The sequence below is a fragment of the Microbacterium sp. genome (genome assembly GCF_011620665.1).
Classification (GTDB): domain Bacteria; phylum Actinomycetota; class Actinomycetes; order Actinomycetales; family Microbacteriaceae; genus Microbacterium.
This window is the reverse complement of the sequence record NZ_WOYQ01000027.1, coordinates 1-11648: the sequence shown is the minus strand read 5'-3', so window position 1 is coordinate 11648 and position 11648 is coordinate 1. Positions and strand designations below refer to the sequence as shown.

The following is an 11648-nucleotide window of genomic DNA, read 5'->3' as shown; positions in this document are numbered from 1 at the left end:
GCGATCGTGGAGCCCTTCTGGCCGATGGCGACGTAGATGCAGCGCACCTGCTTGTTGACGTCACCGGATTGCCAGTTATCACGCTGGTTGATGATCGTGTCGATCGCGATCGCCGTCTTGCCGGTCTGACGATCACCGATGATGAGCTGACGCTGGCCGCGGCCGACGGGGATCATGGCGTCGATCGCCTTGATACCCGTCTGCATGGGCTCGTGCACGCTCTTGCGGCTCATGACCCCGGGCGCCTGAAGTTCGAGCGCGCGACGTCCCTCGCTGGCGATCTCACCGAGCCCGTCGATCGGGTTGCCGAGCGGGTCCACGACGCGGCCGAGGTACCCGTCGCCGACGGCGACGGAGAGCACTTCACCGGTGCGCGTGACCTTCTGTCCCGCGACGATGCCCGAGAACTCGCCGAGCACGACGACGCCGATCTCGTCCTCGTCGAGGTTCAGCGCGAGGCCCTCCACGCCGTTGTCGAAGCGAATGAGCTCGTTCGCCATGACGCCGGGAAGCCCCTCGACGTGGGCGATGCCGTCAGCGGCATCGATGACGGTGCCGACCTCCGTCGCGGCCGCGCCGGAGGGCTCGTACGCCGCGACGAAGTCTTTCAGCGCGTCACGTATGACATCGGGGCTGATGGACAGTTCTGCCATGGTGTTCCTTCTGTGAATGATCTTCTGCCAGGGCCTGGGCCCTGCCGTGTCCGCTCCGGTAGAGCGGTAAGTTCTAGCCTGCGAGTCGCTGTCGCAGATCTCCCAGGCGAGACGAGACGGTGGCGTCGATCACGTCATCGCCTATCTCGACCCGGAGACCGCCCACGACCGTGGGATCGACGACGACGTTGAGCTCGACCTGGCCGCCGTAGCGCTGGCCGAGCGACGCACCGAGACGTGCCCGCTGTGCCGTGCTGAGCGCGACGGCCGAGTACACCGTCCCGACGATACGGCCACGCTGCTCGGCGACGAGCTCCTTGGCCCACGTCAGCATGGCGCGCACGCGGCGATCGCGCGGCTGGCGCACGAGCGACGAGGCGATCAGCACGGTCGCGGCACCGGACCGACCAGCGAAAAGCGCTTCGATGAGAGTGCCTTTCGCCGATGCCTCGCCGAGGCGGCTGCCCAGCGCGAGTTCGAGCTCCGGGTTGTCCGCCACGGTGCGCGAGACCGCGAACAGCTCACCCGCGATGTCGGTGCCGGGCTCGGCGATCGAAGCGGCGCGCACGGCGATCTCCTCGATGCCCTCTACGAGGTCGACGGACGATGACCAGCGCTGCGCCGCCAGTGCGCTCAGCAACGACACCGTGGTGGGGGCGAAGCCGCCGAAGACGTCGGTGACGAGCTTCTGCCGCGCGGCGACCGGAGTCGCCGCGGCAGCGAGCGCGCCGCTCAGTTGGGGCGTATCCCCGAGCGTGCGCGCGGCCGCGAACAGCTCGCGTGCGACGTCGAGGTCGACACCGGACGCAGCGTCCAGCGCTCTGCCCGATTCCGCCCGCGCCTGAGTGGTCGCGCTCCCCATTACCTGGCCGCCTCGGACGCTTCGAGCTCGGCGAGGAACCGGTCGACGACCCCCTGCGCCTTCGCGTCGTCGGAGAGAGCCTCTCCGATGACGCCGCCGGCCAGATCGAGTGCGAGCGTGCCGACCTCACTGCGCAACGAGACGAGAGCGGACTGGCGCTCGGCTTCGATCTGCGAATGCGCGGCGGCCGTCAGACGCGACGCCTCGACGGCGGCGGCGTCCTTGGCTTCCGCCACGATCTTCTTGCCGTCCTCGCGGGCGGCGTCCCGGATCTCGCCGGCTTCCTTGCGCGCCTCGGCGAGCTGGGATGTGTACTCCACGAGTGCCGCCTCGGCCTTCCGCTGAGCATCGTCGGCCTTGGCGATATTGCCCTCGATGGCGGCAGCGCGCTGGTCGAGCATGTCCTTCATCTGCGGAAGTGCGATCCTCCAGAAGACGAACAGGATGATGACGAAGCACACCGCCGACCAGATGATGTCATACCAAGCGGGCAGGAGAGGGTTGGGGGCCTCGCCTTCCTGCGCGGCGTACACGACAAGAGCGTTCAGCATCCTGTCTCCTTAAGACTGGTGGGTGTGATCAGAAGCCGAAGATGAAGGCGGTGGCGATGCCGATGAAGGCCAGTGCCTCGGTGAAGGCGATGCCGATCCACATCAGGACCTGGAGGCGACCCGCCAATTCGGGCTGACGAGCAACCCCCTCGATCGTCTTTCCGACGACGATGCCGACGCCGATGGCGGGACCGATGGCCGCGAGGCCGTAGCCGACCGTCGCGATCGAGCCGGTGATTTCAGCGAGAACCGTAGTTGCGTCCACGGGTGTTTCCTTTCGGGGTTGGGTGGATGGGCGAAAGCCCGCCCGCTCAGTGCTCTTCTGCCACCGCGAGCTGGATGTAGACCGCGGTGAGGATGGTGAAGACGTAGGCCTGGAGGACAGCCACCAGGAGCTCGAACAGCGTGAAGACGAAGCCGAACGCCAGCGAGCCGGCGGCTAACGCCGACCACCATCCACCGAGGTCCAGCAGGAAGAAGTTCGTCGCGGCGAAGAACAGCACCAGCAGGAGGTGGCCGACCATCATGTTCATGAGAAGTCGGAGCGTCAGAGTCACCGGACGGATGATGAACGTCGAGATGAGCTCGATCGGCGTGACGATGATGTAGATGGCCCACGGAACGCCGGCCGGGAAGAGCGAGTTCTTGAAGAAGTTCTTCGGGCTCTTCTTGATTCCGGCGTAGATGAACGTGACGTAGCTGACAAGTGCCAGCAAGAGGGGCACCGCGATGATGCTCGTTCCGGCGAGGTTCAGGAACGGGATGATGCCCGTGATGTTCATGAACAAGATCATGAAGAAGATCGTCGTCAGGATCGGCAGGAACCGGTGACCGTCCTTCGTGCCGAGGAGGTCCTCCGCGATGTTCACGCGGACGAAGTCGAGCCCCATTTCGACGATCGACTGGAAGCGCCCCGGGACGATCCGCATCCGACGCGTGCCGAGCCAGAAGATCAGGACGATGGCGATCGTCGCGAGGAACTGGATCAGGTGGATTCGTGTGACGGGTACGCCGGCGATGTTGAAGAGAACTTCCGGGAAGAACTCATTGATCGACGGCCCGTGGAACACGGGTCCGTCTTCGGCAGTCTGTGCGATCGAGGTCGCGAATTGGTTTAACAGCGCTGGCTCCAGCTTCGGGGCGTCGGCGTGAACCGAGGCGACGATGGTCGGTCTGAGCGTCACTGCGCACGCACTACGCGGGTGCGAGCGGGCGCAGATACAGCGTATCAGCCTCCGGGCGGGATATTGTCCGCCGCTGAGTCCGTCTCCTCCTCCCCGAGGTCGGCGAGGGTCGGGAGAGTCACATCGCTCGCGTGCGGGATTCGCATCCGGGTCATGACGAGAACGTCGATCACAAGGGAAACGAGCACGCTGACCACAAGCGCCACGAAGAAGACGCCCTGATTCAGCCAGGGCTGGCCGCGCAAGACGAAGAGCGCGACGATCAGCAGCACGAACTTCACCATCCACGCGCCCATCACCGAGCCGAAGAAGATGGGGATGTAGAGCGGTTCGCCGAACCAGCGGTTCGCGAAGAGGATGCTGCTGCCGGTCAGACCGAGGAAGATCGCGGTGAGCATCACCGCGATCAGCGCACTCCACAGACCCTCCGTCCCTCCGACGAGATAACCCACCACTGCGCCGATGACGGCGAGCGCGCCGGTGGCCGCGGCGGACCAGATCAGAGTCGTGCGCAGGACAGGTGTGCTTGAGACGGTCGGTCGGGGCATCAGGGGGTTCTCTGTTCGATCGGGGCGGACGGCGCGGTCCGGGAGGGAAGAAGCGTGACGGCCACACAGGCCGCCGCGCCGAGCACGAGATAGCCGACTCCCGGCCAGTACCCACCGGGCCAGTCCACTGTCGTGCCGATGTACATCAGGAGGACGCTGAGGCTCACCACGGCGGTCCACGCATAGAAGATCAGGACGGCATCACGATCACTGTGCCCCATATCGAGCATGCGGTGATGCAGATGCTTCCGGTCAGGGGAGAAGGGGGATCTCCCTCGCGCCATGCGCCGCACGATCGCCATCGCGAAGTCGAGCAGGGGCAGGAGGACGACGACGACAGGAAGCAGGATCGGAATGAAGGCACCCAGCAGCTGCGATCGGCCGAACACGTCGTTGTCGCCGAAAAGACTGGGCGCGAGGCTCCCCGTGACGGCAATCGCCGACGCGCCCATCAGCAGGCCGATCAGTAACGCTCCCGAATCGCCCATGAACAGCTTCGACGGGTTCCAGTTCAGCGGCAGGAAGCCGATGCAGACTCCGATCAGCACGACGGCGAGGAACGACGACAGGGTCGAGTAGCTCGAGAAGCCCTGATCACGGGCGACCAGGTAGGTGTAGACGAAGAAGACCACGTTCGCGATGAGGGCGACGCCGGCCACGAGGCCGTCGAGGCCATCGGTGAAGTTGACCGCGTTCATGACGACGACGATCGCGAGCACGGAGAGAGCGAAGCTCGCCCAGCTGGAGACGATGATCTGACCGCCGAACGGAATCGCGAAGATCTGGATGCCGCCGAAGCCCACCACGATCCCCGCCGCCAAGAACTGGGCGCCGAGCTTGATCATCCAGTCGAGATCCCAGAGGTCATCCGCGACACCGACGATGACGATGAGCAGCGATGCCGCGATGATCGACCAGCTCGCGGCCGGGTTGGACCAGATGATGTCGAAGTAGGGCACCTGTGACGACAGCGCGAATCCTGCGAGCACACCCAGGAACATGCCGACGCCGCCGATGCGGGGCTTGGGCGTGGTGTGCACGTCGCGTTCGCGGATGGCCGGATAGATCTTGTAGCGCATGCCGACGCGCCAGACGACCCAGGTGAAGGCGAAGGTCGCGGCGGCCGTCAGGACGGCCGTGAAGACATAGTGCCTCACGCGGCTCCGCCGACGGCTCCGGCTGCCGCGCTGTCCTCCGCTTCCTCCCCCTCCGGCTCGGCCTCCAGGAGGCCTCCGAGGACGGCACGCAGGTCCGCACGCGAGACGGCGCCCTCGCGGAGCACGCGCACGGGGCGATGCTCGGACGCAGGGCCCACGAGACCGGTCGCGTCGATGATGGTCGAGGCGACACCGGTCGCACTCATGCCGCCGTCGAGATAGACGGCGACGCTGTCGCCGAGCATGTCGCGCGCGCCATCGATATCGATCGCCGCGGATTTTCCGGTCAGGTTCGCGCTCGAGACGGCGAGCGGCCCGCACTCCTCCAGCAGCTCGAGCGCGATACGCTCGGCCGGCATCCGGATGGCGACCGTGCCGTTCGTGTCACCGAGATCCCATGACAGCGACGGCTGCGCGGGCATCACGATCGTGAGACCGCCGGGCCAGAACTCAGCCACGAGCCGCTCGATGGGTTCGGGCACCTCGGCCACGAGCGCCCGCGCCGTGGCGAGCCCCGCGACAAGCACCGGAGGAGGGGACTGCCGCCCACGGCCCTTCGCCGCCAGCAGGCGCGCGACGGCGGCCGCGCTGAACGCATCTGCCGCAACACCGTAGACGGTGTCGGTGGGCATGACGATCAGCTCACCACGGCCGATGGCCTGGCGAGCCTGACGCATCCCCGGCAGCAGCTGCTCGGGATCACGGCAATCGAAGATCGGGGACATAGCAGGCCCAGTCTACGGTGGGCGGTCGGTCGCCACCGCGCAGGCGCGGCACCCGATTCGGCGTCAGGGTCGGAGTGCCGTTGTCGCACGGTCGCGGGTGGTGAGGTCCGGATGCGTCGCGACGGCGCGCCAGTCGTCGACGTTCAGCAGTTCGCGAATCGCATCCCCCTGCCATTCGCCGTGCTCGATGACCAGCGTTCCGCCTGGGTGGAGGAGGCGGAGGGCCACTCCCGAGAGGATGCGGACGACCTCCAGTCCGTCCGGTCCGCCGTAGAGCGCGCCCGGAGGATCCCAGAAGCGCACTTCCGGGTCGCGGGGGACGGCCGAATCTGGAACGTACGGCGGATTGGACACCACGACCGAGACCTTCCCATCGAGCTCGGGGAAGGCCGAGGCGAGGTCGATGAACGCGAGGCGCGCGTGAGGCGCATGGGCGGCGAAGTTCTCCTTCGCCCAGATGAAGGCATCCACCGCATTCTCGGCGGCGTGGACGCTCGCATGCGGGACCTCGGTTGCCATCGCGAGAGCCAGTGCCCCCGAGCCGGTGCCCAGATCGACGGCGATAGGCGCGTCGCCGGGCATGGCCCGCAGTGCATCGATCGCGAGTTGCGCGACCATCTCGGTCTCCGGACGCGGCACGAACACCCCGGGCCCCACTCGGAGCTCCATGTGTCGGAACGGCGCGAGCCCGGTGAGGTGCTGCAGGGGCTCGCGCGCGGCGCGGCGGGCGAGGAGACCCTCGAAGACCGCGACATCCTCCGGCGCCGCGTCCCCGCGTGCGGCCGCGGCGGCCAGAACCCCGCGGTCGAGTCCGAACACGTGCGCCGCGAGCAACTCGGCGTCGGTGTCAGGGGTGGGAACCCCTGCGAGCGCGAGAGTCGACGAAGCGCGGCGCAGCAGATCGAAAAGCGACTCGGGCGCGCGGGAGCCTGGCACAGCGGTCATGAGTCCGACCAGCCTAGCCGTGAAGATTCGTCACATTCGGCCGCGGTGGTGCACGGCGACTTAGGCTGGATCGACTCCCGCACGAAAGGCAGGCAATGTCCGGCATCCATTCCGACATCACGAGCGCATTCGGCAATACCCCCCTGGTGCGTCTGAATCGCGTCAGCGAGGGCCTGCCGGGTACGGTGCTCGCCAAGCTCGAGTTCTACAACCCCGCGTCTTCGGTGAAGGACCGCCTGGGAATCGCGATCGTGGACGCCGCCGAGGCGGCCGGCGCGCTTCAACCCGGCGGCACGATCGTCGAGGGCACGAGCGGCAACACCGGAATCGCACTGGCGATGGTCGGCGCCGCCCGCGGCTACAAGGTCATCCTGACGATGCCGTCGTCCATGTCGATCGAGCGTCGCATGCTGCTGAAGGCATACGGTGCGCAGCTCATCCTGACCGACCCCGCCCTCGGTATGAAAGGCGCCGTCGCGAAGGCCGAGGAGATCGCCGCCGCCACACCGGGGGCCGTCTTGGCCCAGCAGTTCGCCAACGAGGCCAATCCCGCGATTCACCGTAAGACGACCGCCGAGGAGATCCTCCGCGACACCGACGGAGAGGTCGGCTACTTCGTCGCGGGAATCGGGACGGGCGGCACGATCACCGGTGTCGGTCAGGTGCTCAAGGAGCGCGTTCCCGGCGTGAAGATCGTTGCCGTCGAGCCGGCTGACTCGCCCTTGCTGACCAAAGGCACCCCGGGGCCGCACAAGATCCAGGGGATCGGCCCGAACTTCATTCCCGCGATTCTGGACCAGTCGGTCATCGACGAGGTTCAGGATGTGTCGTTCGATGACTCGATCCGTGTCGCCCGCGAGGTCGCCACTCAGGAGGGGATCCTCGTCGGAATCTCCTCGGGTGCCGCCATCTGGGCTGCACTCGAAGTCGCCGCCCGTCCCGAAGCGGCAGGCAAGAACATCGTCGTGATCGTGCCCTCGTTCGGCGAGCGCTACCTGTCGACGGCGCTGTACGAGCACCTCCGCGAAGACTGACGTGTCCGGCATCCACCCCGATATCACGACCGCCTTCGGCGAGACTCCGCTGGTCCGCCTGAACGCGCTGACGGCCGGACTGCACGCCGAAGTGCTCGCCAAGCTCGAGTTCTACAACCCCGGTGGCTCTGTGAAAGACCGCCTCGGGTTCGCGCTGGTCGAGGCGGCCGAGCAGTCGGGCCAGCTGCAGCCCGGTGGAACGATCGTCGAATCGACGAGCGGCAACACGGGCATCGCGCTCGCTCTCATCGGCGCCGCGCGCGGGTACCGCGTCATCCTGACGATGCCGGCATCCATGTCGAAAGAGCGCCGCACACTGCTGAAGGCGTATGGCGCCGAACTCGTGCTGACGAATCCTCACAAGGGCATGACCGAGGCGGTGGATGCCGCGAAGCGCATCGTCGACGAGACACCCGGCGCTGTTCTCGCGCGCCAGTTCGAGAGCGCGGCGAACCCGGCCGTCCATCGGCGGACCACCGCCGAGGAGATCTGGCGCGACACCGAGGGGCGCGTCGACTGGTTCGTTGCAGGCTCCGGCACCGGCGGCACGGTCACGGGCGTCGGCCAGGTGCTCAAGGAGCGCAACCCGGCCGTGAAGATCGCACTGGTCGAACCCAAGGACTCCCCCGTCCTCACCGAGGGACGCGCCGGCGGGCACCGCATCCAGGGCATCGGACCGAACTTCGTCCCCGAGGTGCTGGACCGCACCGTCGTCGACGAGATCTTCGACGTGGAGTTCGACGACGCGATCCGTGTCGCGCGCGACCTGGCGACGCGAGAAGGGATTCTCGCGGGAATGTCGGCTGGGGCAGCCGTCTGGGCTGCGCTGGAGATCGCGGCGCGGCCCGATTCCGCCGGGCAGCGCATCGTCGTGATCGTGCCGGATGCCGGGGAGCGCTACCTCTCGACCGCCCTGTATGCGCACCTTCGCGACGAGGAGGCGGCCGCATGAACGCGTTCGCCCGTGTGCGCGAGGACATCGCTGCCGCGAAGCTGCGCGATCCGGCCGCCCGCAGCAATCTCGAGATCGCTGTGCTGTACTCGGGCCTCCACGCGATCTGGTCCTACCGCGTCGCTCATGTGCTCTGGGCGCGTGGTCTGCGCTTCCCCGCGCGGGCGCTGTCGCAACTCACCCGGTGGCTCACCGGCATCGAGATCCACCCGGGCGCCCAGATCGGGCGTCGATTCTTCATCGACCACGGGATGGGCGTTGTCATCGGCGAGACCGCCGAGGTCGGCGACGACGTCATGCTCTATCACGGAGTGACGCTGGGGGGACGCACACGCGCCGAGGGGAAACGCCATCCGACGCTCGGCGATGGCGTCGCGGTCGGCTCGGGTGCGAAGATCCTCGGACCCATCACGATCGGCGCCGGCTCAGTGGTCGGCGCGAATGCCGTCGTGACGCACGATGCCGCGGAGGACTCCATCCTCGTGGGCGTGCCTGCGAAACCGCGCCCCCGGACGAATGGCGAGGACACCCGAGCCATCCTGACCGCGCCCGAGTACTTCATCTGACTCGAGGTGCGGCCGGCGGCCGGTGCGGCCGACGGCTCCGGGCGCATCCGCATCCGCATCCGGCCCATGTCCCACTTTCGGTCGCTTTCGCCCCCCGCAGGCGCCGAAAGCGGGACGCCCGGCGCCGAAAGTGGGACACGCTGGGCGCGCACGCCGCTGGGCGCGCGCGCCGTGGGGTGCGCACGCCGTGGGGCGGGCGAGGAGGAGGTCGGCCGGGTCAGGCGGGGCTCTCCTGCACCTTCTTCCTGATGAACAGCGCCGGCAGCAACCACGTCGCCAGCGCCGTCACCAGCCAGACCAGGACGGGCGCGAGGATCCAGGTCAGCAGCCCGTCGATCACCAGCCCGGCGCCCGGGATCAGCACGACGATGAACAACGCGACGAAGGTCGACACGATGCCGATCCCGCCCAGCAGGGCCGGAGCGTGGCGCTCGGCCATCCTCGCGATCCACGGCGCCAGCACACTCTGGAGCACCGCGAAGATGACGATTGCGAGGACGAACCCCCACCAGTCTCTCCACGAGATGGAGAAGCCCGGGAGAACGAGGTCGGCGACGATCAGGCCGACGGCGGCCGACGCGAGGAAGATCGCCGCGCGAACGAGAAACATGATCATGGCCCGAACCTAGCGCGCGCAGTGCGCGGTCTGCCGATCGCGCCGGGCGCGGCGCACGGCAGAGCACAGGGTCGTCGCGGAATCACCCACCCGGGTGACGGTCAGTCTCCCGCGAGCGCGGCGAGCTGTGCTTCCTCGTCGGCCGTGATCGCGGACTGGATGATGGGCTCGAGCGCTCCGTCCATCACCTGATCGAGGTTGTACGCCTTGTATCCGGTACGGTGATCGGCGATGCGGTTCTCCGGAAAATTGTAGGTGCGAATCCGCTCGGAGCGGTCCATCCCCCGAATCTGCGAACGGCGTGCGTCGGATGCCGCGGCATCCCGCTCCTCCTGCTGCTTGGCGAGCAGCCGCGCGCGCAGCACGCGCATGCCGGCTTCTCGATTCTGGAGCTGGCTCTTCTCGTTCTGCATCGAGACGACGATTCCGGTCGGCACGTGCGTGATGCGCACCGCCGAATCGGTCGTGTTGACCGACTGCCCGCCGGGACCGGACGAGCGGAACACATCGATCTTCAGATCGTTCGGATCGATCTGGATCTCTTCCGGTTCGTCCACCTCGGGAAAGACCAGCACACCGGTCGTCGAGGTGTGGATGCGGCCCTGCGACTCGGTGGCCGGCACGCGCTGCACCCGATGCACGCCGCCCTCATACTTCAGGTGTGCCCACACCCCCTGCGCGGGATCGGTCGACGAACCCTTGATCGCGACCTGAACGTCCTTGTACCCGCCGAGATCGGATTCGTTGCGCTCGAGGAGTTCGGTCTTCCAGCCCTTCGAGGCCGCGTACTGCAGGTACATGCGGAGCAGGTCGGCGGCGAACAGCGCGGATTCGGCACCGCCCTCCCCCGCCTTGACCTCGAGGATCACGTCGCGGGCATCGTCGGGGTCGCGTGGGATCAGGAGCCGACGCAGACGCTCCTGCGCCGCCGCTCGGTGTTCCTCAAGAGTCGGGACCTCGGCCGCGAACGCCTCATCCTCGCGGGCGAACTCGCGCGCCGCGTCGAGGTCGCCGGATGCCGCCACCCACGCATCGTACGCAGCGACGATCCTGCTGAGCTCTGCGTAGCGTCGGTTGACGCGCTTCGCGCGCATCGCATCGGCGTGCACCGCGGGGTCGGCGAGTTCCTCCTGAACGGCGCGATGCTCGTCGATCAGTCCCTTGACGGACTCGAACACGTCGATCAGCGGATGCTGTTCTCGTGCCCGTGGCTGTGGCCACCGGAGGCGGGCGCCGGAATCGACTTCTGCATCTGGACGAGGAACTCGACGTTGCTCGAGGTCTCCTTCAGCTTGCCGAGAACGACTTCAAGAGCCTGCTGCGGGTCCAGGCCGGCGAGGGCGCGGCGCAGCTTCCAGGTGATCTTCACCTCATCGGGGCTGAGCAGCATCTCCTCGCGGCGCGTGGACGACGCGTTGACGTCCACGGCAGGGAAGATGCGCTTGTCGGCGAGTTGGCGACTCAGGCGCAGTTCACTGTTGCCGGTGCCCTTGAACTCCTCGAAGATCACGTCATCCATCTTGGAACCGGTTTCGACGAGAGCCGTGGCGAGAATCGTGAGCGATCCGCCGTTCTCGATGTTGCGTGCGGCGCCGAAGAAGCGCTTGGGCGGGTAGAGCGCCGATGCGTCGACGCCACCCGTGAGCACACGGCCCGAGGTGGGCGCCGAGATGTTGTACGCGCGGCCGAGTCGGGTGATCGAGTCGAGCAGCACGACGACGTCGCGGCCCAGCTCGACGAGGCGCTTCGCGCGCTCGATGGCGAGCTCGGCGACCGTCGTGTGGTCTTCGGCGGGGCGGTCGAAGGTCGAGGCGATGACCTCGCCCTTGACGGTGCGCTGCATGTCGGTGACCTC

14 protein-coding genes and 1 pseudogene are annotated in these 11648 nt (G+C 67.4%); 3 read left to right on the top strand and 12 right to left on the bottom strand.

Annotation, left to right across the window (positions count from 1 at the left end):
• The 9 genes and pseudogenes from QZV81_RS04200 to prmC form a co-directional block, all read right to left on the bottom strand.
• A pseudogene (locus tag QZV81_RS04200) lies at positions 1-653 on the bottom strand (F0F1 ATP synthase subunit alpha); the annotation flags it as partial.
• 73 nt (positions 654-726) lie between these two features.
• Positions 727-1515, bottom strand: coding sequence for a F0F1 ATP synthase subunit delta (locus tag QZV81_RS04195; RefSeq protein WP_292832982.1), 789 nt, complete (start codon positions 1513-1515; stop codon positions 727-729).
• Positions 1515-2066, bottom strand: coding sequence for a F0F1 ATP synthase subunit B (locus QZV81_RS04190; protein WP_292832979.1), 552 nt, complete (start codon positions 2064-2066; stop codon positions 1515-1517). Before QZV81_RS04190 ends, QZV81_RS04195 begins: the two co-directional genes overlap by 1 nt.
• A gap of 28 nt (positions 2067-2094) precedes the next feature.
• On the bottom strand, positions 2095-2331 hold the full coding sequence (gene atpE / locus QZV81_RS04185) for an ATP synthase F0 subunit C (RefSeq protein WP_055833920.1): 237 nt from the start codon (positions 2329-2331) through the stop codon (positions 2095-2097).
• A 46-nt stretch (positions 2332-2377) separates the two neighbouring features.
• Positions 2378-3250, bottom strand: a complete 873-nt coding sequence (gene atpB / locus QZV81_RS04180; RefSeq protein ID WP_292832962.1) for a F0F1 ATP synthase subunit A — start codon at positions 3248-3250, stop codon at positions 2378-2380.
• A 44-nt stretch (positions 3251-3294) separates the two neighbouring features.
• Positions 3295-3798: a hypothetical protein gene (locus QZV81_RS04175; protein WP_292832959.1), complete on the bottom strand. Its 504-nt coding sequence runs from the start codon at positions 3796-3798 to the stop codon at positions 3295-3297.
• On the bottom strand, positions 3798-4955 hold the full coding sequence (locus QZV81_RS04170) for an MraY family glycosyltransferase (RefSeq protein ID WP_292832956.1): 1158 nt from the start codon (positions 4953-4955) through the stop codon (positions 3798-3800). Before QZV81_RS04170 ends, QZV81_RS04175 begins: the two co-directional genes overlap by 1 nt.
• On the bottom strand, positions 4952-5680 hold the full coding sequence (locus QZV81_RS04165) for an L-threonylcarbamoyladenylate synthase (RefSeq protein ID WP_292832953.1): 729 nt from the start codon (positions 5678-5680) through the stop codon (positions 4952-4954). The genes QZV81_RS04170 and QZV81_RS04165 overlap by 4 nt, the downstream gene beginning before the upstream one ends.
• Positions 5681-5743: 63 nt before the next feature.
• A complete protein-coding gene (gene prmC / locus QZV81_RS04160) occupies positions 5744-6625 on the bottom strand; it encodes a peptide chain release factor N(5)-glutamine methyltransferase (RefSeq protein WP_292832950.1) in 882 nt (293 codons plus the stop codon).
• A gap of 95 nt (positions 6626-6720) precedes the next feature.
• Between prmC and cysK (QZV81_RS04155) the strand changes: the two genes are divergently transcribed.
• Genes cysK (QZV81_RS04155) through epsC form a run of 3 tightly spaced genes read left to right on the top strand, consistent with a single transcriptional unit; the run spans position 6721 to position 9177 of the window.
• Positions 6721-7659, top strand: coding sequence for a cysteine synthase A (cysK, locus tag QZV81_RS04155; protein ID WP_292832947.1), 939 nt, complete (start codon positions 6721-6723; stop codon positions 7657-7659).
• Between the two features lies 1 nt (position 7660).
• The gene (gene cysK, locus QZV81_RS04150; RefSeq protein WP_292832944.1) at positions 7661-8611 is read left to right on the top strand and encodes a cysteine synthase A; all 951 of its coding nucleotides are present in this window, start codon (positions 7661-7663) and stop codon (positions 8609-8611) included.
• On the top strand, positions 8608-9177 hold the full coding sequence (gene epsC, locus QZV81_RS04145) for a serine O-acetyltransferase EpsC (protein ID WP_292832941.1): 570 nt from the start codon (positions 8608-8610) through the stop codon (positions 9175-9177). Before cysK (QZV81_RS04150) ends, epsC begins: the two co-directional genes overlap by 4 nt.
• Before the next feature lie 217 nt (positions 9178-9394).
• Here epsC and QZV81_RS04140 read toward each other — a convergent pair whose 3' ends face one another.
• From QZV81_RS04140 to rho, 3 genes are all read right to left on the bottom strand, one after another.
• The gene (locus QZV81_RS04140) at positions 9395-9793 is read right to left on the bottom strand and encodes a phage holin family protein (RefSeq protein ID WP_292832938.1); all 399 of its coding nucleotides are present in this window, start codon (positions 9791-9793) and stop codon (positions 9395-9397) included.
• A gap of 101 nt (positions 9794-9894) precedes the next feature.
• Positions 9895-10971 (bottom strand): peptide chain release factor 1, encoded by a 1077-nt coding sequence (prfA, locus tag QZV81_RS04135; protein WP_292832935.1) that lies wholly within the window; start codon positions 10969-10971, stop codon positions 9895-9897.
• A gap of 5 nt (positions 10972-10976) precedes the next feature.
• Positions 10977-11648 (bottom strand): transcription termination factor Rho (rho, locus tag QZV81_RS04130; RefSeq protein WP_292832932.1); only part of this gene is annotated, 672 nt, incomplete at its 5' end.

Coding starts and splice junctions, on each gene's coding strand:
- QZV81_RS04195 (WP_292832982.1), bottom strand. CDS start 1,515: ATGGGGAGCGCGACCACTCAGGCGCGGGCGGAATCGGGCAGAGCGCTG.
- QZV81_RS04190 (WP_292832979.1), bottom strand. CDS start 2,066: ATGCTGAACGCTCTTGTCGTGTACGCCGCGCAGGAAGGCGAGGCCCCC.
- QZV81_RS04175 (WP_292832959.1), bottom strand. CDS start 3,798: ATGCCCCGACCGACCGTCTCAAGCACACCTGTCCTGCGCACGACTCTG.
- QZV81_RS04165 (WP_292832953.1), bottom strand. CDS start 5,680: ATGTCCCCGATCTTCGATTGCCGTGATCCCGAGCAGCTGCTGCCGGGG.
- prmC (WP_292832950.1), bottom strand. CDS start 6,625: ATGACCGCTGTGCCAGGCTCCCGCGCGCCCGAGTCGCTTTTCGATCTG.
- cysK (WP_292832947.1), top strand. CDS start 6,721: ATGTCCGGCATCCATTCCGACATCACGAGCGCATTCGGCAATACCCCC.
- epsC (WP_292832941.1), top strand. CDS start 8,608: ATGAACGCGTTCGCCCGTGTGCGCGAGGACATCGCTGCCGCGAAGCTG.
- QZV81_RS04140 (WP_292832938.1), bottom strand. CDS start 9,793: ATGATCATGTTTCTCGTTCGCGCGGCGATCTTCCTCGCGTCGGCCGCC.